We start from the raw sequence: 24,769 nt of genomic DNA on the forward strand, positions 1-24,769 counted from the left end.
TATGGCTAATAAAATAGCACTCGAAAATAATTTTCCTGACATCAGCCAGTCTGACAGTCTATATCAGCGAGCTTTAAAAGTACAAAAACCCGTTACACAAACCCTGGCAAAAGGCCCCGGCCAGTTTACCAATGGCGTAGCCCCTAAATACATTGTAAAAGGCAAAGGATCGCACGTGTGGGATGCAGATGGTAACGAGTATATCGATCTTAATTCGGCTATTGGCCCTATCTCATTGGGTTACGCTTACCCTGCGGTTGATGAAGCTATCCGCAGGCAACTGGAAGATGGTATTACCTTTTCATTAATGCATCCACTGGAGGTTGAATTGAGCGAATTGGTACAACAGGTAGTCCCTAATGCCGAGGCAGTTAAAATTAGCAAAACCGGTGCCGATGTATGTTCGGCAGCTGTACGCGTGGCCCGTGCTTTTACAGGCCGCGATAAAATATTTTGCTGTGGCTACCACGGCTGGCACGATTGGTATATAGGCATAACCAGCCGCAACGCGGGCGTACCAGATGCCATACAGGATTTAACCTACACTTTTGAATATAACGACATTGAATCCGTAAAAGCGGCTTTAGACGAAAGCGTTGCGGCCATAATACTGGAGCCCTTTATTTTTGAAGCCCCTAAACCCGGATACTTACAGCAACTGGCCGAAGTATGCAAAGCCAATGGTACACTGTTAATATTTGACGAAATGTGGACGGGTTTCCGCGTGGCTGTTGGCGGCGCGCAGGAATATTTTGACGTTAAGGCCGACCTGGCCGTGTTTTCAAAAGCCTGTGCCAACGGAATGCCCATAGCCTTATTAACCGGCCGTGCCGATGTGATGGAGTTATTTAACTCCGAAGTATTTAGCTACACCACCTTTGGCGGCGAGGCTTTATCATTAGCAGCTTGTATAGCAACCATTAACGAACTGCGCAATAAAAATGTGCCGCATTATTTAGATGCACACGGTGCTTTATTAAAAAACGGATATAACCTTGCAGCAATTGAAACCGGTATGGATAAATATACCCGTTGCGTGGGCTTTAACTGCCGCAGCATGGTAACTTTTACCGCAGAAGCAGGCAATGCCCTGGAGGTTAAAACCCTGATGCAGCAGGAAATGATAAAACGCGGTGTGCTTTGGGCGGGCTTCCATAATATGTGCTACAGCCATACCTCCGAAGATATCGACTACATTTTGTTAACATACCGAGATGTATTGCCCCTGGTAAAAGAAGCAATTGAAAGTGGCAATATCAAAAATTATCTAAAAGGCGAAGTATTGGAAGCTGTTTTTCGCAAGGTGAGTAACTACAACATTAAACCTAAAAGCGTTATAGCCGGGTGATTGAAGTCATAAGTCTTTAGTCGCAAGTCAGTAGCACAAATCATATAGAAATTTAGATGACGGGTTTATTTTCATTAACACAAAAAACGGCAGTAGTAACGGGTGCACTTGGCCTGATAGGCAAAAAACATTGCGAAGCGCTGGCAGCAGCCGGGGCCAATGTGGTAGTGGCCGATATTGATGCCGAAGCCGCACAAACCTTTGCGCAGCAATTAGGCCAAAACCATATTGGTATAGGCTTAGATGTAACCAGCAAACAATCATTGGTTGACGCGCTTAATACCATACTGAACCAATACGACGGGCTGGATATCCTGGTGAATAACGCGGCCATAAACGATAAGTTTGAAGATCCCGCGATGGCCAAAGAGCTGTCGGCATTTGAAAACTATCCGTTAGAGGCTTTTCAGCGATCATTAAATGTAAATGTAACCGGGGTGTTTTTAAGCTCGCAGATATTGGGTACCCATATGGCCCTGCAGGGCAGCGGCAGTATCATCAATATTGCCAGTACCTACGGCATGGTAGGCCCCGACCAAACGATATACCGTAACGCCGCGGGCGAACAGACATTTTATAAATCGGCAGCTTACCCGGTAACCAAGGGGGCTATCATCAACTTTACCCGTTTTTTGGCTGCATACTGGGGGCATACCGGGGTAAGGGTAAATACCCTATCGCCGGGTGGTGTCGAGAACGGACAAACCGAAGATTTTATAGGCAATTATTCAGCAAAAACTTTACTGGGCCGTATGGCCAAAGCATCTGATTACCAGGGTGCGCTTGTATTCCTGGCCAGCGAGGCCTCGGCTTACATGACCGGTGCAAACCTGGTAGTTGATGGAGGATGGACAGCAATTTAATTCACACATAAAACATGAATGAAATTTTAAAACAAAAAGCGGCGGGCATCAAACTTTTGCTAACCGACAACGATGGCGTACTAACTGACGCCGGTGTTTACTATAACACCGATGGCGAACTGCTTAAAAAATTCAACATGCGCGATGGCATGGGTGTGGACCGACTGCGAAAATTTGCAGGCGTAGATACCGGCATCATCACCGGCGAGCACTCCCCTTCGCTAATAAAAAGGGCTGCCAAACTGCAGATAGTTGAACTGCACGTAGGGATTAAAGATAAGGTTGCTGTTTTAAGAGAAATTTGCAGCCGTTTAAACCTGTCATTAACCGAAGTTGCCTACATAGGCGATGATTATAACGACCTGGAAGTAATGAAGCTGGCTGGCCTAACCGCTTGCCCTGCCGATGCTTTGCCTTTAATAAAAACAAAAGCCGATTTTGTAAGTACCCTAAATGGCGGCGAAGGCTGTTTCCGCGAGGTTTCAGAATTCATTATTGATGCCAAAGGCAATGCTACTTTATCAGCAGGCAACCGCAACGGTACTATCACCCTGCAAAATGGCCGCGTAATTGGCAAAGGCCAGCCAAGCTATATTATTGCCGAAATTGGTATTAACCATAACGGATCGCTGGAAACCTGCAAAAAGCTGATTGATGAGGCAGTTGCCGCCAAAGCCGATGCTGTTAAATTCCAGAAACGCACCCCCGAAATTTGTGTACCTAAAGACCAATGGGAAATTATGCGCGATACCCCATGGGGCCGCATCACTTACATTGATTACAAACGCAAAACCGAATTTGGGATAGCCGAATACGCCACAATTGACCACTATTGCAAAAAGCTGGGTATTGATTGGTTTGTATCAGCCTGGGATGCGCCATCCGTTGATTTTATGGAGCGCTTTGATACCATTTTATACAAGCTGGCATCAGCATCGTTAACCGATTTCGACCTGATACAGCGCATTCTGGAAACTGGCAAGCCGCTGATGCTATCAACAGGCATGTCGACCATGAAAGAGATTGAGGCTACCATGAATTTTGTGAACGCTTTTGACGAGAACTATCCTTTGTTCATCGCCCACTCTACCTCGGCCTATCCTTGCGCCCCGCAGGAATTAAACCTTAAAATGATCCAGACGTTGGAGGCTAAATATCCGGGGGTACCAATCGGTTATTCGGGCCACGAAACAGGTTTGGCTACTACTGTTGCCGCGGTATCATTAGGTGCAACGTTTGTTGAGCGCCATTTTACGCTCGACAGGGCCATGTGGGGATCAGACCATGCAGCGTCTGTTGAGCCGCAAGGCCTGCAACGCCTGGTGCGCGATATCCGCGATGTGGAAACTGCCACCGGCGATGGCGAAAAAAGAGTTTACGAATCTGAGCTGGCCCCTATGAAAAGATTGCGGGTTAACATCAGCGATGAGTATAAAGAAAAACCATTAGTATAAATAATGCCCCTGGACAAAGTATACACCATAACAACCATTATCCTTGCCTGCTGGGTGGTTTTCATCATCGCCTGGGAACGTGTTTCGCCCTACCGTAAAGGCCTGCCGTTTTTTAGGGAAGGGTTTTGGGTCGATTTGGTATGGTATACTTTAATTCAAAGTTATTTTTTGAAGATCCTGATCTTCAGCTATATCATTGCGCCGCTACAACAGCATTTCGATCTATCGGGTTGGAGTGCTGTTGGCAGCTGGCCACTGGCTGTGCAGGTACTATTTTTTGTGGTTACGCATGATCTTTATATCTACCTGTTTCACCGTTTCCAGCATTCCAGTAAAGTATTCTGGAGGCTTCATGAGGCACACCACTCGGGTAAAGAGGTTGATTTTTTAGCCGGGTCACGCTCTCATTTTATGGAGATTGTGATTAACCAAACCATCGAGTTTGCCCCCATTATTTTGTTAGGGGCAAACCCCATGGTAATACCCATCAAGGCGCTGATAGACGCAATGTACGGCATGTTTATTCATGCCAATATTAAAGTGAAATTTGGCAAGCTGAAGTACATTTTTAACTCCCCCGAATTGCATTTATGGCACCATGCCAATTACCAGGAAGTTTTTCATGCCAATTTCGCTACCAAGCTATCTGTGTGGGATTACCTGTTTGGTACCGTGTATGACCCTGGCCACGCACCGGGCAACAATCCCGAAAACTGGGGGCTTTATTATGATTACCCGAAGGATTACTTTTTACAGCATGCCTTCAGCGTAAAACGTTTTGATGAGTCAAAACTTTTAAAATATCCCTGGTTTAAATGGTATTATACGCTCCGCAAGAGGGCAATTAGCTGGCTTACCAAGAGGCTGCCGGTTAAATACAATGAACCGGTGATTGATTTACAACCAACGCCCTTACCAATAAAACAAGTATCCACTGAAGATAACCTCATACAACAAAACTAACATTGGCCTGGATCTATCTTATCATAGCCGCAGCATTTGAAGCTGCCTGGACATTTTCGCTCAAGTTTATGAAATTCAGCGACCTGAAGGCCCTGCGCTGGCATTCGGCTTTAAGCTTACAATACGGCTTGCCGGTTTGGCTGCCTTTTGCCGGGTACATTTTGTTTGGGATAGGCAATATCTACTTTTTCTCGCTGGCTATTAAGCTGGTGCCCACAGCTGTTGCTTATGCCGTATGGACGGCTATCACCCTTGTACTCATCAAAATTGCCGAAATGGCCATCTTTCACCAGAAACTATCCTGGATGGAGGTGTTTTTTATGACACTGATTATGACCGGCATTTTAGGGTTAAAGTTTTTTGGGGCAGAAGTGAAATAACAATCCGGCAACCAGGTAAATTATTTTTATTTTTTTGTTATCGGCCTATTATATACATCTTTAAGCATCTCATCATCGATATAGGAAATTGTCATTTCGAACGAACGAGGAGAGGTTTTGAGCGTTGGCGTGAGGAGAAATCTTTTACGTCATGCTTGCAAACCAACATCGTGGGATGCAGGGCCTATAAGATTTCTCCTTGTACCTCGTTCGAAATGACATTTTTTTTATTGAAAGATTTGTGCACACAGCACCTTCCCGGCAATCATATCCCCAACAATTACTCATCTATGTTATTATTGTACGGATCAGCTATCAGTTTAATACTATCGTTCCCCAGCACTTCCTCATCAAATTCAATCCTTACTTCCCTGGTTTCGCCTTTTAATAGCGTAAAATAATTATCGCTTACTATCGCCGGTAAAATTTGCTCGCCGGTTGATGCTTTCACCGCCTGTACCCTAATACCAAACGCAACCGCTTTTGACGATGCGGGATTGGTTACCTGGGCGGTGATATAACATTTGCCGTCAGCTTTAACCGTTTTATAGGTCACCTTCAAATTTACTTTTGGCAGGGTGTTCAATGCCGTATAATCCCGGCGTTTGTTGCCGCGCCAGTAAAAATTATCAGATACCAGTTTGCCGTTTTTATCCGTGAGTTTTACTTTAATAAAATGTACTGCCGATAAACCTTCGCTGGCTACATCGCCCTGGTAAACCTCAAAATTGTACAGGGAATAACCCCAGTAAGTCGCCCGTTCTACACCCTGCATCCGCACATACCTGGCAGTTACTTCGGGAAAGGTGATTTTTTGCGTCCCCTGGCGGCCATCAGCGGTACTATAAACGTCGAGCCAGGTATGGTTATCATTAGAGGTTTGGATTTTGAACGCTTTGGCATAGGCATCTTCCCAGGTAAGGCCAACGCCGTTAATCACTTCATCTTTACCCAAATCAATAGCGATCCATTCGCCGTCATTATAACTGCTGGCCCAGCGGGTGTCGCTTTTACCGTCGTTAACATCCGACGCGTTACCATTGGTTGATGAGGAGGCAACAACCGGTTTATTTTTAGCCAGATCGGCTTTGTATGGATTAAATTTAAGTTCGAACACCTGCCCCGCGCTATTGGCAGGCGCATCGGCTGTTTTGCTGATGCTGTATTGTTTTACTAAGGAACCATCAAGGTTATATACATCTGCCTGGGCGGTTAGGCCCTCTGCATCTGCGCGGGTGGTGTTGATAATTTTGATGGCATTGGTTAGCGGGTTCCATTGGATATGTAATGGTTCGCAGGCCTTTTTTGCTCCCCAGAATGCTCCGGTGAGGTCGTAATAGTAATCATAAGTTTGCCACACCATTGATGGGTAGGCCGATTGGCTCATCCAGGTCATCAGGCCCGAGGCATCTTCGCCCATGGCATCCTGCCAGCCCTCAAACATGGCCTTATTGGTTTCGATGTTTACAAACTGGGCCTTGCGGCAGTAATCTTCAATGCCTTTTGGCACGCCGTAACTACTTACACTTTCGTCATAATAATCGGGCCCGGCATTAAACGCCAGCGGGCCAAAAAAGTGCTGGTTCCACATCTCGTTGCGTGGCCACCATTTATCTTTCGGCATAAATTTTTTAAAGCTGTCGAAATTGGTAAACACAGCGGTCCCCAGTTCAGAACGCAGGCCCCACCCCTTATTACCACCAGAGCCAATGGGATAAGCCGTAAAATAATACCGCGGATCTTTATTGGCCCAGGGTCCGCTGCCGGTCAGGTTTTCGGCATGCGAGTTGGGTTGGTAGTGCCGTTCGCCTCCGTCAAACGTGGCCAGGTCTTCTTTAAGCCAGTTATTTAATGGAGCCATTGGCCAGCCTTCGTTTTCGGCACACCATACGGCTATCGAGGGATGATTACGAAAACGCTTAATCTTTTCTATCGCGTTAGCATTAAAAACATTGATATCCGCAGGCAGGTTTTCGTTGGCGTTCAGCCAAAAATCGTCCCAAACCATCATACCGTATTTATCGCAGGCGTCATAAAATTCCTCGTCGGTTACCGAGCCAATCCAGTTGCGGATCATATTAAAGTTCATCTCCTTGTGCAGCCTAACCCTGGTATCGTATTCGGCCCCGCGGCAACGCAGCATATATTCCGACATTCCCCAATCGCCGCCTTTTATAAATACTTTTACACCGTTAATAGCCACATGCAACACGTGGCCAACGGTATCATAGCTATATCTTTTGATGCCGATTTTGATATTTTGCACATCCGATACCTCGTCGCCAACAACTACGCTTAACTTACAATTGTACAGGTTTGGCTCGCCGTAGCCATTTGGCCACCATAGTTTGGGACTGTTGATCATCAGCTGCTCAAAGTCCTTTTTATCTAACTTAATGTTGGCGCTGCCATTACCATTTACATAAACCTTTTTTGAAAATTCGATATTGCCCGGCATAATAACACCTTTGATGATTGCAGCCTGCGGGCTTGCACTATTGTTTTTCAACTCGGCCGTCACGGATATATCGGCCCGGGCGTTGGTTGGCAGGCTGCTTTGAATCCATGGATCTTTTATGGTGATATCGCCGGTATTGCTCAAATAAACATTATCTGCAATACCCGAATTTAGGCCCGGCACGTAGGGCATCCAGTCCCAGCCGGCGCTTGACACATAATTGGGGCTGCCTACATTGGCCAGCGGTTGTACCGGCAGATAAACCAATACGGCCAGTACATTTTTATCGCGGCCTTTTACAAGTGATGTAATATCAAACTGCCCGCGCATCATAAAACCATCCAGGCTGCCCAGCAAGGCGCCGTTAAGGTAAATATCGGCCTTGCGGTTTACGCCTTTAAAGTTTAGCCAGATATTCTTTTGGGAGTAATTAGTCGGTACCTTAAATTCGGTACGGTACCAAAAATTACGGTCGTATTTTGCGCGGTCGACTTTATAAATGTTATCGCCAAAATTGGGGTCTTTTTCTAAACCGGCGGCCACGTATGATGCAAATGTGGTTCCGGGAACTATGGCGGGTATCCAGCCATCCGCATTAAAACCTGCTACTTTTATCTTATCCGAATCGTTCACATCGGCCTGCGGCTTTACTTTCCATTGCCGCGTTTTTGAGCTGTTGAGGTAAACAAAATTTGATTGTGCATTTGAGTTGTTGCACAACAACATCACGAAGATTATGACAAAAGCAGTCTTAAAACAAGAGATGAGGTTTGTTGGTAACATTTTTGAATTTCGGAGAGGGTTTACAATGTAGTTTTCAGAATGCTAAATTTATCTGATGCCTTCAGTCCAAAAAATGGATAAACTGTTGAATGCGATGGATTATTTTATTTGAATGGAGTAAGTGTAGGTTATTAAAATTCTGATTGAAAAACACTTCTGTTTTACTGCTTTTGTTGTGTCAGGGCGATGAGATCCCGGGGGAATTCCGAAGGAGGAAGGATGTATATAGAGAATAGCGGCGAGGGCTCAAACGGCTGCCCTAAAGCGTCGGGGCAGTCCCCTCTTCACCTCGCCGGAAAGAATGACTTGAAAATTTTAGTTATTAATTGAATAGCCAAAAATTATAAGAATCCATCTTTCCGCAATAGTGCATAGCAGTTACCCCGGCATGACGGGGGCATGGATAATCGCCAAAAAATCAATGCTCCCGCACCCGCTTTTTAAGTACCCCACCAGCTGCTTCCTTGATGCTGTTGGTAAACACGAATGCTTTGGGATCAATACTGTGTACCAGGTTTTTAAGACGACGTACTTCGAAGCGGGTTATTACTGTAAAAATGATATCAACAGGCTGGTGCACATCAAAGCTTTCTTTCAAAAATCCGCGCTCACCTTTATATATGGTGATGCCCCGGCCCAGTTCCATAACCAGTTTTTCTTTAATGATCTCGCTTTGGCCGGATATGATGTTTACCGCTGTATATTCTTCCAGCCCATCAATTACAAAGCTAATGGTGCGGGAGGCGGTGTAATAGGTTAATATGGAGTACAATGCGGTTGGCAGGCCAAGCTCAAAAGCAGCTATTAAAAATATAATAATGTTGATGCCTAAAATAATCTCGCTGATAGTAAAACTACTGCGTTTTAAGGTGTAAAGTGCCAGTATCTCTATCCCATCTAACGCGCAGCCGCCACGAATGGAAAGGCCAACCCCCAGGCCCATAAACACACCGCCGAATATGGATACCAGTAGCTTATCGGATGTAATAACCGGATAAGGCACATACAACAAGCAAACTCCAAGCCCTATTACGCAGGCAAAAGTTTTGAGCGCAAAAGACCTGTTCACCTGGAACATTCCCATAATGATGAACGGAATATTGGCAGCTATGATCACAAAAGCGATGTTGATGTGATAAAGCTCATGAATCAGCAGGGATATACCCGTTACTCCTCCATCAAAAAATTGGTTAGGTACCAAAAAACCTTTCAGGGCAAATCCGCAAAATAAAATCCCGATAATTACGGTTACTACATCCTTAATTATTTCAGATAAACTATGTTCCGGTTTAGTCATGTATAGTACTTTATATTAATCTTTCAGTTATTGTACGCAGGTGCTTTTCTTTTTCAGCTTCTCTTAAACTGATAGCTGTTTTGGTGAAATAGCGGTGGCTTTTCAGAAAGCTTACCTGCTGTTTATCCCACTCCTGTTCTGTTTTCAGTTTATGGGTTATTTCAAGTTCCGAAAATAACCTTTTACTAAGGATAAAAAAATCATTCCGGCCTAAATAATCCAAATCGGCATCACAAATAATTTCGCCAAGCTTATTATGCGGTTCCTGGGGTATTTTGGTAGCCATAATGATATCACAAACAACGGCTATCTGGGCATCTGTATAATTAAAGGCCGGCAGATGTTCGCGGGCTATTTTACAGGAGTTGCTTTCATGATCATCCAGCCCGCGCAAAAAACCCGAATCATGAAACAAGGTGGCTGTAAGCAACAAAGTAGTTTCTGCTAAATCGATACCTTCACCCAATGCTAGCTGTTTAGCAGCGTTGTATACATCCTGCGCATGGGTTGCATTGTGGTAGTAAAAATGTACCGAGAGTTCGCGTTTTATTTTATCCAGGATAAATTCCCCGGCCTTATCAATCTGCATTGGTTATAAATTGGCTGCTAATATAATAAAATGAGTTACCAGGCAAATTTCAAAAAGGCATAAATACATGGCGCTAAGTTTTTGTTTCGTCCCGGTGGTATACACATGCATCCGTTATACAGGTAAAAAACTATATTAGCTACATGAATGATTGGTTCAAAAACTACCAGGGCATCATATTGCTGATGGCCGGTATCATAGTTGGCAGCATTGCCGGCATTTTTTTAGGCGATAAGGTAAGTATTATTAAACCCATAGGCGATATTTTCCTGAACCTGTTGTTCACCGCTGTGGTACCACTGGTTTTCTTTGCCATTGCATCGGCCATAGCCGGGCTTGATGCCACAAACAAGCTTGGTAAACTATTGGGTATAACCTCGCTGGTATTTGTGGGCACGGTGCTGGTAGCGGCCATGGTGACTATCATCGCCATATGGATCTTCCCCATTCATCAGCATTTAGTGGCCAACCCTATTACCGAAGCCATTGACAAAAAACCGTTAGGCGATCAGCTCACCAACCTTTTTACTACAAGCGAATTTTACCAGCTGTTATCGCGCAAAAGTATGATGGCCATGATCATATTTTCGGTACTGATTGGCTTTGCCACCCTTAATGCTGGCGAAAAAGGTGCTGCGTTCACCCGCTTTTTGCACAGCGGTAACGAAGTGTTTAAAAATATTTTTATCCTGATCATGAAACTGGGGCCTATTGGATTAGGGGCTTATTTTGCTTACCAGGTGGGCGTGTTCGGTCCGCAGCTATTTGGGGGCTACGCTCGTTCGATGGCTTTGTACTATGGTGTGGGCGCGTTTTATTTTGTAGCCATATTTAGCCTTTACGCTTTTATAGCGGGGGGCGTCGGCGCGGTAAAAAGGTACTGGAAAAATAACATCATCCCATCGGCAACGGCAGTAGGCACCTGTAGCAGTATTGCAACCATCCCGGCAAATTTAGATGCCGCAAAAAAAATGGGCATTCGGGATGTTATCGCCAACGTAACCATTCCACTTGGCGGCACCCTGCACAAGGATGGATCGAGCATATCATCCATCGTAAAAATGGCGGTTGTATTTGCCTTGTTTGGCAAAAGTTTTAATAATGCAGAAACCGTTGTAGTGGCGCTGGCTTTAACCGTACTGGTAAGCCTGGTTGAAGGCGGCATACCCAACGGCGGTTATATAGGCGAATTGTTGTTTATATCGGCCTACGGCTTTCCGCCCGAGGCTTTACCCCCGGCCATGATCATAGGTACACTGGTTGACCCCATGGCTACCCTGCTGAACGCTACCGGCGATACCGTGGCCGCCATGCTGATCTCCCGCTTCGTAGATGGAAAAAACTGGATGAGCCCCGACCGCCTAAAGGGGGAGTAAGACGGGGCAAATGCATCTGATTGGGTTAACATAACTTAACACATTTCAGATAAAATATTTATAAATATCTAACAATCAATATGTTATATTTTATCATGGTTAACACTAAACTTATCGCGCAATTTAGGCGCATCCAAATACTTGTGCCTGGTGTTGGCCAATACAAGTCCCATCGGTAGCCGGATCATTTAACTGTGATCAGCCGATAACAACTAAGGGGGCGTTTGAAGCTTATATCGCTCATTCCATTAGCTATTTGGGTGCCTTTGCCCTGGGGAGAAAGAATCTTAGCTTTTTGATAGAAAACAAATTAACTATATTTGTTAAACACCTGCCTCCCATGCTACACATACTATACATCATAGCTATTATTGCCGAAGCCATGACCGCTGCCCTATCGGCAGGGCGCAGGGATATGGATTGGATAGGCGTTTGCATTATTGCCTGGGTTACTGCCTTAGGGGGCGGCACTGTGCGCAATATCCTGTTTAACCATTATCCCATGAGTTGGGTTGAGCATCCCGAATACCTGTTGATAACCGCTGGTGCCGCGATATTGGCAGCCGTTATTGCCCGGCTGATGACCAAAATGAAAACGCTGTTCCTATACCTTGATGCGCTGGGCTTAGTAGTATTTACTATTATAGGCTGCCAGATAGCGCAGCAAATAAACCTGCCGGCCACTATTGTATTATTAAGCGGAATGATAACGGGCTGCGCCGGCGGCGTACTGCGCGACGTACTTTGTAACGAAGTGCCGCTGCTATTCCGCAAGGAGATTTATGCAAGTGCATCAATAGTTACCGGGGCTGTTTACTTAGGAATTGAATATTTAGGCGCCAGCGATGCGGTTGCCATTATAATTGCTTGTATCATTGGCCTGGCGTTACGCCTGCTATCTATCAAATACAACTGGCAAATGCCCAAATTTGTTTATAGGGAAGAATGGCATTAAGCTTACTTGAGACGACTACTAATTGTCATCGTGAATAGTCAAATCTTGCGAATTTTGAAGTGGAAACGACGACAAAACCATTTTATTGTAAGTTATTGATTATCAATCTCTATTATCCGTCATTGCGAGTATCCACCAGCCTATGCTTGAAAAAACAGTAATGACATAATTGTAAACGGGGCTTTTGTAGAGACGCAACATTTTGCGTCTCCCGCATGCAAATCACACATGCAAGTTGAGCCTGTAAATTTTGAATGTCCTGGGGGAGACGCAAAGTATTGCGTCTCTACATTAAAAAAACAACCCTGATAATCAATAGCTTAAAATCATGTCATTATAAGGCACAAAGCAATGACGGTAGTTTAGTGCATTCGCTTAACTATATCCGTTGCGCGTCATAACATTTTTTTTCAGATTTTACCTGATGGATACCCGCAATGACGGTAGCTTAGAACATTCGTTTAACTACATCCATTGCACGTCATAAAAATTTTCTTCAGGTTCTATCTGGTGGGCAATGACATAATAAAAAAAGCCCTGCGAAGTTTTGAAAACTTCGCAAGGCTAGTATTTGTAAATAAACCCGCTATCGTTCCCCCTTCAGGGGGTTAGGGGGCTATTCGTTGGATAACGAGTAAGGCACATCGCTATCCTTCACCCCTCTGGTTTTATTTGGTGCCGGGGCCATGTTAAAGTTGATGGCGGCACCTTTTAACAATTCCTTGTGGCTTAACCAGTTCAAATCATAAGGCCTGCCATTTACACTCATGGTATTGATGTACCTGTTTGCGTAGTTATTATTGGCAGCATTAATGGTTACCATTTTGCCGTTCTCGAGCTTTAAGGTGATCTTTTTAAACAAAGGCGCACCCAGCACATATTGGTCGCTGGCCGGCGTTACCGGGTAAAAGCCCATGGCCGAGAATACATACCAGGCCGATGTTTGGCCGTTATCTTCATCGCCGCAATAGCCATCAGGGGTGGCTTTGTATAATTTGTTCATTACATCACGCACATGCAGCTGGGTTTTCCATGGTTCGCCGGCGTAGTTGTACAGGTAAATCATGTGTTGTATAGGCTGGTTGCCATGAGCATATTGTCCCATATTCACAATCTGCATCTCGCGGATTTCGTGAATGGTTTCGCCGTAATAACTGTCATCAAAAACTGGCGGCAGGGTAAATACCGAATCGAGCTTGGTAACAAATTGCTTTTTGCCGCCCATCAGGTTTATCAACCCCTGGATATCATGGAACACACTCCAGCTATAATGCCAGCTGTTGCCCTCTGTAAAGGCATCGCCCCATTTAAACGGACTAAATGGCGTTTCAAATGAGCCATCCTTATTTTTGCCACGCATTAATCCGGTTGATGGATCAAACAGGTTTTTATAGTTCATGCTGCGCTTTTTGTACACATCTGTTTCAGAAGCAGGTTTGCCTAAGGCTTTACCCAATTTGTAGATGGTGAAATCGTCATAAGCGTACTCCAGGGTACGGGCAGCATTTTCGTTTATCTTTACATCATAAGGTACATAACCTAATGTGTTGTAATACTCCACCCCTTCGCGGCCGGTTGCTGCGGGGCCTTTGTTATTGGCGCCATGTACCAGGGCCTCGTACAGTTTCTCGATATCGTAACCTTTGCCACCTTTTAAGTACGCTTCGGATACCACAGATGCAGAGTTGTTGCCTATCATTACCGCAGAGTATCCGGGGCTCGACCACTCCGGCAGCCAGCCGCCTTCTTTATAATCGTTAATAAGGCCTTCCTGCATCTCTTTATTGATAGACGGATAAACCAGGTTCAGGAATGGGTACAGCGCCCTGAAGGTGTCCCAAAAGCCGGTACCGGCAAATTTATAGCCTGGGAATACTTTACCTGTAGATGCGCTGTAGTGTACAATATTTCCTTTCTCGTCTATCTCATACAATTTATTAGGGAAGAAAACCATGCGGTACATACAAGAGTAAAAAGTACGGGTCTGGTCGATAGTGCCGCCCTCAACAGTCAAGCGGCTAAGGGTTTTATTCCAAACGTCCTTTGCTTTTTGTTTGGTTACATCAAAGCTATCGTTACCCACTTCCCTTTTCAGGTTTAGTTCGGCCTGCTCAATACTGATGAATGACGAAGCTACCCGCAGATGTACTTTCTCGCCATGGGTAGTTGCAAAACCTATTAAAGCGCTTGCATGCTCGGCTTTCAGTTCCAGGCCATTGCTCAGGGTAGTATCGCTGTAGGTTTGCGCAATGGTGATGGGCTTATCTACATAAATAACAAAATAGTTTTTAAAGTTTTTTAACGGGCCGCGGGCGTATTTGGTAGAGTAACCTACTATCTTCTTCTCGCCGGGAATAATCTTTACGTATGACCCTTTGTTCAGCGCGTCTATCACAATAAATGAGCTGTCTGTTTTGGGATAAGTAAACCTGAACTGGGCCGCCCTTTCGGTCGGAGTAATTTCGGTAGTTACGTCATGATCGGCCAGGTAAACGCTGTAATAATATGGCTTGGCTGTTTCGGCTTTGTGCGAAAACCAGCTTGCCCGGCCGTTTTGCGATACTTTTAAATGTTTGGTTACCGGCATTATAGCAAACTGCCCGTAATCGTTCATCCATGGCGACGGCTGGTGGGTTTGCTTAAAGCCGCGTATTTTATGGGCATCATAAGTATAAGCCCATCCATCGCCCATTACGCCGGTTTGAGGTGTCCAGAAGTTCATACCCCAGGGGAGCGCAATTGCCGGGTAAGTGTTACCGTTGGATAGGTCATAATGCGAATCGGTACCCATCAGCGGGTTAATGTATTCAACAGGGTCGGTTACTTTATTTACCTGCTGCGCCATGGCACAGGTGGCAGCCATTAATAATGAACCAATAAGTACAATGCTTTTCTTCATTCGGGGAGACATTTAATGTTTTTCAATTTACCTGTAAATATAAAAGACCGGCTGCAATGGCCGGTCTTTTATATTTAAATATTTGCCTCACCTAAATCCTTTCTAAAGGGGTCTCACCCTGCCCTCTCCAAAGGAGAGGGTTCTTGATTTGAATGTTTTTTTAAGTCCTCTCCTTTAGAGAGGATTAGGTGAGGCTTCTATTTTACCAACCTGGGTTTTGGGTTAGTTTAGCATTGGTACTAATCTCGCGCTGCGGAATAGGCCACAGGTAATACTGAGCTTTCATGGTTACATTTTGCTCGTTTTTGGTTGATGTAGCATCACCAAAAGTATTGCTGATAACATCATAAACCTGGTGAGTACGCTGTATATCAAAATAAGCTTTGTTTTCATAGGCTAGTTCATGATAGCGCTCTTTCCAAACCTCTTTGCGGAAGGCGTCCTGGCTTAAGGCGCCTATCGGTGCCAGTTGTGCACGTGCCCTTATCTTGTTAAGCTGGGCAATTGCTGTTGCATTAGGGGCTCCTTCTGCTTCGTTACTTGCTTCTGCATAAATCAGCATGGCTTCTGGCAAGCGTAAAAAGGTCCAGTTTTCATCGCTTTGACCATTACCTGTAGCACTCTCTACGTGGAAATATTTGTAAAGCGCATGCTCGCCAAAGTTGATAATAGTGCCATCTTTAGATGATGGGTAGCTTGAAAAATAAAACTGTCGTTCTTTTGCACGTAAGTCGCCCGCCTCGTAGCTGTTAAAGAAGGCATTGGTAGGTATCATAGCACCAAGGTGATCGCCATATACACCAACCAGTAAGTTAAATGGAACGGTTAACTGGGGGATGGCATTTGTAGCTACACCAACCAGGTAGTTGGATTGGAATATCAATTCGCCCTGGTTTTTGTGCGCATTATCATGCAGGTAATCGTACTTATCAAACAAAGTGTAAGCAGTACCGTTTACAACCGGCAATATTTCGGCAGCAGCCAAAGCATAATTGGCGGTCTTTTTAAGCGGGAAACYAGCTGTAGTTAAATAAACACTGGCTAACAAAGTGCGTACAGCGGTTAATGTAACCTTCCCTGTTTTATCAGACTCGGGCAGGCCTGATGCTTCCGCGGCTTTTAAATCGCTGATGATTTGATCATACACAGCAGCGGTAGCTGTACGCGCAGGATAAAGATCAGGGCTTGTAAGGCTAACCGGCTGGGTAATTAATGGTACATCGCCGTATAACCTCACCAGGTGATAGTAAAAGAACGCTCTTAAAAAATAGGCTTCGCCTAATAAGGCTTTTTTATCAGCATCGGCGAAGGGAGTAATTGGCGGAATATTTGCAAGGGCGAGGTTAGCGTTCGATATTGCCGCGTAGCTATTTTGCCATACATCCTCAAAACCCGGATTAACCGCATCTGTACGATTGTTGATAACGTTATTATTGTTAACGCTTTGCCCTAATGATGTGGTGTGGCCTGCAAAAAGCTCAATGGTAATAAACGGGCTTTCGCCGTAAGCATCGCCGTTTTGAAACAGGTAAAGCTTTTGGTAAATACCATTAACAAATATGCGGGCCTGGTTTGCGCTGGTAAAATAATTGCTTTTTACAAAGCCGCCCTTATTTTTTTCAACAAGTTCGTTTTTACAGCTGCCAAGAACTATAGTGAGAATCAGTAATAAGTAACCGATCCTGTATTTTTTTAAATTAAACTTCATAATAATATGTTTTAACGTTTAAATTAGAAACTAACATTTAAGCCAAGCAGGAAGGTTCTTGGTTTTGGATAATCGTAAAACTGGATGCTTTGATTAAAGTTGCTGTTATTGTTAGGATTCTTAGGATCGTAACCATAAGTAGAAACTTCGGGATCGTAACCAGTATACTTGGTTATCACAAACAAGTTTTGAGCCTGCGCGTACACCCTTAGCCTGCTCAATTTGATTTTAGCTATAGAAGCAGTTGGGAAAGTATAACCAAGTGTTACCGATCTGCCGCGGATGAAATTACCACTCTCTACCTTAGTCGAATAAATCTCTGTTTGGTAATACACATAAGCTGGCCTGTCTTCTGCAATGCTTGTATTTTGATTAGTTGGTGTCCATGCGTTTAATACGGTTGCATAGCTGTTAGCCTGCCCGGTACGGTCCTGGCCCGAGTGGCGGGTTAGGTTCATGATCTGGTTACCATAGTTAAACTGCAGATCGATACCTAAATCGATGTTTTTATAACGGAAGGTGTTACTTAATGTTCCGTATCCATCTGGTATTGATTTACCCAGGATCACTTTATCATCGGCTGTAATTTTGCCGTCGCCGTTAGTATCCTGTATTTTCAGGTCGCCTGGCAATTTGTTAAATATTGCAGCTTGTGATGCTTCGGCAGTCCCCCATGTACCCAACACTTTGTAACCGTAAAAGCTACCCGCAGGTAAACCTACACGCATCAGGTTAAATTGTGAAAGGAACGTTGGCGATAAAAATATATCATCGTTTGAGGCACCCAAAGCCAATATTTTGTTCTTTAAGAACGAGATATTGAATGTAGTATTCCAGGAGAAATCCTGGCTTTTTATATTTTGCGTACTGATAGTTAACTCCAAACCTTTGTTTTGCAGCCTGCCAATGTTTTTGTAAACACTGTTAAAACCGCTGGTTTCTGGCAATGGCGCGTTAAGCAGCAAGGCTTTGGTTTTCTTTAAATAGGCATCTGCCTCAATATTAACACGGTTGTTAAATAAACCTACAGAGAAACCAAGATCGTACTCCGCGGTTTTTTCCCATGAAAGATCATTGTTGCCAATTGATGTTAGCTGTGTACCTACAGCCTGGGCTCCATTAAATACATAATTAACTGTACCAATTTGCGCTTGTGAACGGTATTCGCCAATTTCGGAGTTACCTGTTAAACCGTAGCTCAACCTGAATTTAAGATCAGAAATTGTTTTGTTGTCCTTCAGGAAATCTTCTTGTGAAGCCCTCCACGCAAAAGCGGCTGATGGGAAAAACCCTGTTTTTACATTTGTACCAAAACGGGAAGAACCATCCTGACGACCGGTAACCGTTAACAGGTATTTTTCATTATAGTTATAATTTAAGCGTCCAAAATAAGAGCGCATTTGCCATGCATCATAATTTGATGAAGGAATACCTGGGATAGAACCTGCGCCTAAATTATAATACTGGTAGTAATTATCGGCTAAGTTGCCGGTAGATGCGCCTAAACCTGTTTGCTGAAAGTTTTGCTGCTCGGTGCCTGCAACTACGTTAATAGTATGCACCTTATTAAAGGTTTTGGTATAAGTAAAGTGATTTTCCCATTGCCAGAAAGTATTGTTCTGCTCATCAATTGATGCCGAACTGTTTGTTTGGCTGGCTACAGAACCACCTACTAAACCACTTTGAAAGTGCGGGTTATAATTGGCGGCTGTTGTTACACCCAAAGTACTGCGAAATTCAAGGCCGGGTATAATGTTTATATTCAGGTAACTGTTACCACTAAAAATACGTTTGCGGTAAAGTGCTTCAACTTCGTTGGCCTGGGCTACCGGGTTATCGCCACCTTCTAAGTTTGGATAATCGGTACGTTTGCCGTAAGTTCCATCAGGATATTTAATTGGGATAAAAGGAACCATCTCAATTAACATACGCGGAATGTTATTGCCTCCTGTACCATCATCAGCTGTACGTTGATCCTGGGTGTTGTAATTTAAAGTGGCACCTACCTTTAACCACGGTTTAATTTGGTTATCGAAAGTTAAACGGGCATTATAGCGTTTTAAATAGCTATTTAAAATTATACCCTGATCATTAGCGTAGTTTAAAAAGAAACCATAGGTTAACTTGTCTGAACCACCTGTGAAATTCAGGTTATGATTTTGACTTACCGCATTACGGGTGGTAGCTTTTTGCCAATCCACATCATACAACGGCTTAAGGTTTGAATCAAATAACTTGCCAATTAAAGCGGTGCGCAATTTAACAGGATCCTGGTCGGCATATTTGCCAGATGCCCAGCCTGTAGGGTCATATTTTTTAATGTTGGCGTATGAAAGGTCTTCAACAGCCATAAATTGAGCTGAATTCAAAACAGGTAATTCTTTGGCCATGTGACCTACGCTTACGTAGCTATCATAGCTTATGGTACCTTCTCCTTTTTTACCGCGTTTGGTGGTAACTAAAATAACGCCGTTTGCACCGCGTGTACCGTAAATAGCAGTTGATGACGCATCCTTCAGCACATCTACCGATTCGATATCATTAGGGCTTATGGAGTTACCGCCTTCTGTCCATATCACACCATCTACTACGTACAAAGGATCTGTACGGGTGTTGATGGAACTGTAACCACGAATCCTGATCTTGGTGTTACCACCTGGCGCGCCAGAGTTTGTAGATACGTTTACACCGGCAATTTTACCTGATAATTCCTGCTCAAGGTTGGTTTGCGGCCTTTCCTGTAACTGCTTTGAGTTTACACTACCTACCGAACCTGTTAAATCAACACGTTTTTGGGTACCATAACCAACAACAACAACTTCGCTTAACGCTTTGGGCGCTTCGGCAAGTAACACGTTTAGTGTTGTTTTACCGCCAACAGGAACCTCCTGCGTGTTGTAGCCAACAAAACTGAATACCAGTGTTCCGTTTTCGGGTACGTTTAAACTGAATTTACCGTTTACATCGGTTTGGGCGCCTTCATTGGAACCTTTGATCCTGATGCTTACACCAGGCAGCGGGCCTTTTGAATCAGACACAGTACCCGATACTTTAATATCGGCAGCAGCATCTGCATTTACCGCGTCCTTCTTTTTAACCACAATGGTTTCCTGGAAAATTTTGTAGGTTAAGGGCTGATCTTTAAACGCCTGGTCAAGCGCCTGTTCAAGCGTAACGCCCGAAACTTCGATATTAATAGCGCTTGCTTTAGCTACATCCTGTTTCTCATACATGAAATGATAACCAGTTTGTTTCTCGATAGAACGTAGTACTTTTTCGACACTGGCATTTTTTTGGTGCAGGGTAACAACCTGGCTGTAGGTTTTGGCGCTTACGTTGGTAAGTACCGCCACCATAATAATAACTGTTAGCTTCATAGCTAAAATTATTTTGGATAATTGGGGCCATACCAAAGGCGTGGCCTTAGAATTAAAATTCATAAGTTTGTAGAGTTTGGGTTAAACATTAACTTTCAATTCGTCGATTGCATTTTTTTGGGGCCCAGATGCTTAGCCGGGAAAGTACTGCGAATACTTCCCGGTTTTTTATTGGTTATATTTTGGCACCGGCATGTTATTTAAACATGAGCGACGAGCCATTTTACCATGCAAGCCCCGCCCGGGCTAACTTATATTTGGTATTTCTTCCATCATAGCTTTTTTAAAAAGTGAGTAATTGGTTGTTGATTAGTTGTATTTAAATTGGTTATTAATTGGGGTTGATTATTTATGGCAGCACCGTTATATGTTTGTCTTCAATTTTAAAATTAACGCCCATATATTTTAGCATTCCCATCAGTTCGGATGCCTTTACATTACGCGAAATGCGACCGGTAAACTCTTTTGCCGGTATTTTGCCGGCAAAGCTCACCTGCACATCGTACCAGCGCGCTGCCTGCCTCATAATGGCCTCGATACTTGCATCCCTGAACTGGAATATCCCCTGCTTCCAGGCAACAGCATCGTCTGCATCTGCTTCATCCGTTATTTTTATAGGCCCGTTTTGCTTAAGTAATGCTTGCTGCCCGGGTTTTAAAAGACCGCTAAATTGTTTGTTGCTGATTTTCACAGATCCTTCTAACAACGTTGTCTTCATAGCATCTTCATCATTATAAGCCATAATGTTAAAATGGGTACCCAGCACTTCAACAACGGTATTATTTACTTTTACTTTAAATGGCATCTTCGCATTTTTGGCCACCTCAAAATAAGCCTCGCCAGTAATTTCAACCTCCCTGGTTGCGCCCTTAAATGTTGCCGGGAAACTTAACGACGATGCCGAGTTTAGCCAAACCTTACTGCCATCATCCAATACCAGCTGATACTGCCCTCCGCGCGGGGTAGATACAATATTCATAGCAGCAGGTACATCAGCGCCTCCGTTTTTACCCCCTTCGTACACTAACTGGCCATCATGTGTTTTTTTGATATGAGCATTGCCTTCATTAGCCAGTAAACCATTTTTTGCGCTATCCAGCGTTATAGTTTTACCGTTGGCCAGGGTAAGCACGGCCTTGTTGCCACCGGGCAAAACATCATGCGCCGGCACAGGCTTTAGCCTGGCCTGGGCCCGTTTATTTGCTGCTGTTTTGTGTTGATTAACTAACACATAGGCACCAAAGCCAACAAACACCATCATAGCGGCTGCAACACCAACTTTTAACCATAACTGGTTTTTATTTGGTGGCCTTATGGGGTGTATATCGTCAGGGTGAGATTTACTTTGAAGAATATTATTAAGCATCTCCATGCTTTTTGTGGCATCAAAAAGTGTGTCACCTGCCTGGAGGGCATTCCAGGCTTCATGAATAAGTGCAGTAAGCTCTGCATCATTGGCAGATGAGTTGATGATTTCAAACAATTCATCCCTCTCCTGCTGCGTAGCAGTTTGGTGGTAATAACTATTAAACAGGTAGTTAAGCCTTGCATTAAATGCACTCATACAGGTAGATGTTAATTCATATTATAAATTGGTAAATGCCGAGTTTGGGGTCAACTCACACATAAGACAATAAATGCGATAAAAAAGGGGCTATCGCTTTTGAAAAAAAATAAAAAAAGTTTTTATTGCCAGCAAAACAACCGAATATACATCCAAATGGCTCCGTACATAATCGGTTATAGAGGTTGTGGCTATTTGCAGGTATTTTTTTACCGTTTCGCGGGACAGTTTAAGCTGATCGGCAATTTCGTTGTACTTCAAACGGTTGTGCCTGCTTAGCAAATATACTTTTTGCTGTTGCGACGGCAGGTGATCTATTGCTTCATCCAATAAGTTATAGTATAAGTTATCCTGCTGATCGCCCATGATCAAACCAAAACTGCTCTTTTCCAGTTTTTTTGCCTGTACCTTTTCTTTCGCCAGCTTTTTGAGGCAATTAAGGGCATGGTTTTTTGACATAACAAACAGGTAAGCCTTAAAGTCTTCTACCTGCGCCAGGGTTTCGCGCGCCATCCATATTTTCAAAAAAACATCTTGTACAACTTCTTCGGCCAGTTCTATTGAGTTGGTGACGCGATGAATATGAACCCCCAATTGCTGATGGTGTATAATAAACAAGCGGCGAAAAGCATGTTCATCCCCTTCCGCTACCTGTAATAGCAAATCCTTGTCATGATGTTGCGGCGATGCCCTTGCAAGCAATTCCGGCTCATGGTTATAAGCAATATCCAACATAGGTAAACGTGTAGTAGTGCAAATAATGGTTAATTAAAATGCAATAAAAATCACTTAGGTTAAAACACTACTACAACTACGAAATTGCGAAATAGTTTATACTTTTTTATCAACTAAATTGATTTAGTTGATATTATTTTGAGTCAAGGCCTATTTATAGCTGGTTGTCAGCATCATGATGAGTAAGTTTATTTTCGATCCTTTTATCGGGAATAAACCAAATACCGGCTACTAAAACATATAGCGCCATGGCGCCACTGGCACTAAACCACGATAAACAAATGGCTACGGCATATAAAATAACAGATATTTTACCCTTCCAGTCTTCGCCAAAGGCCTGTGCCAACAAAGAGTGTTCGCCGTGATGGCGAACAAGATTTTTCACCAGGATTGAATAGGCTATGCCATTCATCAGCAAAACAAAACCGTAACACATTACTGGCCATTTGGCAAAATGATTTTCGCCCATCCATCCGGTTACAAATGGTATTAACGATAGCCAAAACAGCAAATGCAGGTTGGCCCACAGCGTTTTGCCATTTATTGATTTTACCGCCTGCAGGGTATGGTGATGGTTGTTCCAATAAATACCTACGTAAACAAAACTCAATACGTAGGTCATGAAAACCGGAATAAGTGGCTTTAAAGCTTCAATACTATCGCCGTGCGGCACCTTCATCTCTAATACCATAATGGTAATAATGATGGCAATAACGCCATCGCTGAAAGCCTCTAACCTACCTTTACCTAATGCCATTTTATAATTTATACAGCTAAAAGTAAGTTATTTTTTTTTGCCGAATGCCAGGTAACGCTGCATAGCCTCGATAAAATAATAATCGGCGTAAGTTAAGGGGACGTCAATTTCTGTCCCGGCAGGGAAATGGCCAACGCTGTGCTGCAAAATAAAACCACCATTAGTACCCGCGGTAGCCATATAGGGGGGCGCCGAAAGGGTTTTCAATATGGTTTGTGCAACATCAAAATACTGTTGCCCCTGTTTGGCATCACTATACTTACATAATTCAAGCAGGGCGGATGCCATGACCGACGCAGCCGAGGCATCTTTTAAAGCATTGGGAATGTTGCTGGCATTGTAATCCCAATATGGAATTTTATCTGCCGGCAAGTTTGGGTTAGTCAATATAAAATGAGCAATGTTTTGCGCCTGGTCAAGATATTTTTTATCATGAGTTTCACGGTACATAACGGTATAGCCATACAACCCCCATGATTGGCCCCTTGCCCATGCCGATTCATTAGCGAAGCCCTGGGCTGTTTTCTTTTCTTTTACCGCTCCGGTTTGGGCATCATAATTTATAACATGGTACGAGCTAAAATCTGGCCTGAAATGATTTTTCATGGTGGTATTGGCGTGGGTAACCGCTATTTTATAATAGCTGGAATCGCCCGTTTCATGGGTTGCCCAAAAAAGCAGCTCAAGATTCATCATGTTATCAATAATCACCAGGTAATCACCGGGTTTTGAATCCCAGGATTTAATACAGCCCACCGCCGGGTTAAACCTGGTTGACAATGATTTGGCGCTATTAATCAGGATTTGTTTATACTCCGGCTTTGGCTCAATTTTATTGGCGTTGCCAAAGCTGCAATACATCATAAAACCCAAATCATGGGTATGGGTGTTAAATTGCTCTTTAGCTAGTACCCCCATAATACGGTTGGCTTCGGTGAGCAGCTGTTTATCTTTTGTTTGCTCGGACAAAAGCAACAGGCTGCCCGGATAAAAGCCGCTGCACCACCAGCCCGAGTTGCTGTTTTCCTGTTTGTCTTTATCCGGATGGTAAGTTTTCGGGAACTCCTCCGGTCCTATCTTTGTTGCTAATAATTTGTATTGGGCATCTGCGGCAATAAAGTTTTTTTTGAGGGTGTTAGAAAGGTCCTTTTGCGGTTTAAAAACCGATTGCGCATTACTAAAAAAAGCTATCGCAGTTAAGCAAACAGTACAGGAAAGGGTTGGCAATATTTTAAATTTCATAGGTATTATTTGGCTGGCAAT

At 43.8% G+C, this 24,769-nt stretch carries 17 protein-coding genes; 7 read left to right on the forward strand and 10 right to left on the reverse strand.

Going from position 1 to position 24,769, the window contains the following annotated elements:
- Nucleotide 1 precedes the first annotated feature (1 nt).
- Genes AC1DV1_RS12500 through AC1DV1_RS12520 form a run of 5 tightly spaced genes read left to right on the forward strand, consistent with a single transcriptional unit; the run spans nucleotide 2 to nucleotide 5,008 of the window.
- The gene (locus AC1DV1_RS12500) at nucleotides 2-1,348 is read left to right on the forward strand and encodes an aminotransferase class III-fold pyridoxal phosphate-dependent enzyme (protein ID WP_477359527.1); all 1,347 of its coding nucleotides are present in this window, start codon (nucleotides 2-4) and stop codon (nucleotides 1,346-1,348) included.
- A 56-nt stretch (nucleotides 1,349-1,404) separates the two neighbouring features.
- Nucleotides 1,405-2,211 carry an SDR family oxidoreductase gene (locus AC1DV1_RS12505; RefSeq protein ID WP_477359530.1) on the forward strand — a complete coding sequence of 269 codons (807 nt, stop codon included), beginning with the start codon at nucleotides 1,405-1,407 and terminating at the stop codon, nucleotides 2,209-2,211.
- Between the two features lie 14 nt (nucleotides 2,212-2,225).
- Nucleotides 2,226-3,665, forward strand: coding sequence for an N-acetylneuraminate synthase family protein (locus tag AC1DV1_RS12510; RefSeq protein ID WP_477359533.1), 1,440 nt, complete (start codon nucleotides 2,226-2,228; stop codon nucleotides 3,663-3,665).
- 3 nt (nucleotides 3,666-3,668) lie between these two features.
- A complete protein-coding gene (locus AC1DV1_RS12515; protein ID WP_477359536.1) occupies nucleotides 3,669-4,628 on the forward strand; it encodes a sterol desaturase family protein in 960 nt (319 codons plus the stop codon).
- 2 nt (nucleotides 4,629-4,630) lie between these two features.
- Nucleotides 4,631-5,008 carry a DMT family transporter gene (locus AC1DV1_RS12520; RefSeq protein ID WP_477359539.1) on the forward strand — a complete coding sequence of 126 codons (378 nt, stop codon included), beginning with the start codon at nucleotides 4,631-4,633 and terminating at the stop codon, nucleotides 5,006-5,008.
- Nucleotides 5,009-5,288: 280 nt separating this feature from the next.
- On the opposite strand, the gene AC1DV1_RS12525 is transcribed toward AC1DV1_RS12520, so the two are convergent.
- The 3 genes from AC1DV1_RS12525 to AC1DV1_RS12535 all read right to left on the reverse strand — a co-directional run bounded on the left by AC1DV1_RS12525 (nucleotide 5,289) and on the right by AC1DV1_RS12535 (nucleotide 10,135).
- Nucleotides 5,289-8,192, reverse strand: coding sequence for a discoidin domain-containing protein (locus AC1DV1_RS12525; protein ID WP_477359542.1), 2,904 nt, complete (start codon nucleotides 8,190-8,192; stop codon nucleotides 5,289-5,291).
- Nucleotides 8,193-8,667: 475 nt separating this feature from the next.
- A complete protein-coding gene (locus AC1DV1_RS12530; RefSeq protein ID WP_090651951.1) occupies nucleotides 8,668-9,546 on the reverse strand; it encodes a YitT family protein in 879 nt (292 codons plus the stop codon).
- A 10-nt stretch (nucleotides 9,547-9,556) separates the two neighbouring features.
- A complete protein-coding gene (locus AC1DV1_RS12535) occupies nucleotides 9,557-10,135 on the reverse strand; it encodes an HD domain-containing protein (protein ID WP_477359545.1) in 579 nt (192 codons plus the stop codon).
- A 143-nt stretch (nucleotides 10,136-10,278) separates the two neighbouring features.
- Between AC1DV1_RS12535 and AC1DV1_RS12540 the strand changes: the two genes are divergently transcribed.
- Entirely contained in the window at nucleotides 10,279-11,511 is a 1,233-nt protein-coding gene (locus AC1DV1_RS12540; protein ID WP_477359548.1) for a dicarboxylate/amino acid:cation symporter, read from the forward strand.
- 340 nt (nucleotides 11,512-11,851) lie between these two features.
- On the forward strand, nucleotides 11,852-12,466 hold the full coding sequence (locus tag AC1DV1_RS12545) for a trimeric intracellular cation channel family protein (protein WP_477359552.1): 615 nt from the start codon (nucleotides 11,852-11,854) through the stop codon (nucleotides 12,464-12,466).
- 616 nt (nucleotides 12,467-13,082) lie between these two features.
- On the opposite strand, the gene AC1DV1_RS12550 is transcribed toward AC1DV1_RS12545, so the two are convergent.
- The 7 genes from AC1DV1_RS12550 to AC1DV1_RS12580 all read right to left on the reverse strand — a co-directional run bounded on the left by AC1DV1_RS12550 (nucleotide 13,083) and on the right by AC1DV1_RS12580 (nucleotide 24,748).
- The gene (locus AC1DV1_RS12550) at nucleotides 13,083-15,365 is read right to left on the reverse strand and encodes a GH92 family glycosyl hydrolase (RefSeq protein WP_477359555.1); all 2,283 of its coding nucleotides are present in this window, start codon (nucleotides 15,363-15,365) and stop codon (nucleotides 13,083-13,085) included.
- Nucleotides 15,366-15,567: 202 nt separating this feature from the next.
- Entirely contained in the window at nucleotides 15,568-17,073 is a 1,506-nt protein-coding gene (locus AC1DV1_RS12555) for a RagB/SusD family nutrient uptake outer membrane protein (protein WP_477359558.1), read from the reverse strand.
- A gap of 23 nt (nucleotides 17,074-17,096) precedes the next feature.
- Complete coding sequence (locus AC1DV1_RS12560; protein WP_477359561.1) at nucleotides 17,097-20,450, reverse strand: TonB-dependent receptor; 3,354 nt, start codon at nucleotides 20,448-20,450, stop codon at nucleotides 17,097-17,099.
- Between the two features lie 349 nt (nucleotides 20,451-20,799).
- Nucleotides 20,800-22,014, reverse strand: a complete 1,215-nt coding sequence (locus AC1DV1_RS12565; protein WP_477359565.1) for a FecR family protein — start codon at nucleotides 22,012-22,014, stop codon at nucleotides 20,800-20,802.
- Between the two features lie 90 nt (nucleotides 22,015-22,104).
- Nucleotides 22,105-22,749 carry a sigma-70 family RNA polymerase sigma factor gene (locus AC1DV1_RS12570; protein ID WP_477359567.1) on the reverse strand — a complete coding sequence of 215 codons (645 nt, stop codon included), beginning with the start codon at nucleotides 22,747-22,749 and terminating at the stop codon, nucleotides 22,105-22,107.
- 154 nt (nucleotides 22,750-22,903) lie between these two features.
- Nucleotides 22,904-23,506 carry a TMEM175 family protein gene (locus tag AC1DV1_RS12575; RefSeq protein WP_477359570.1) on the reverse strand — a complete coding sequence of 201 codons (603 nt, stop codon included), beginning with the start codon at nucleotides 23,504-23,506 and terminating at the stop codon, nucleotides 22,904-22,906.
- A 27-nt stretch (nucleotides 23,507-23,533) separates the two neighbouring features.
- Nucleotides 23,534-24,748 carry a glycoside hydrolase family 88 protein gene (locus tag AC1DV1_RS12580; RefSeq protein WP_477359573.1) on the reverse strand — a complete coding sequence of 405 codons (1,215 nt, stop codon included), beginning with the start codon at nucleotides 24,746-24,748 and terminating at the stop codon, nucleotides 23,534-23,536.
- Nucleotides 24,749-24,769 lie beyond the last annotated feature (21 nt).

It is taken from the genome of Mucilaginibacter sp. P4_D1, assembly GCF_056401935.1.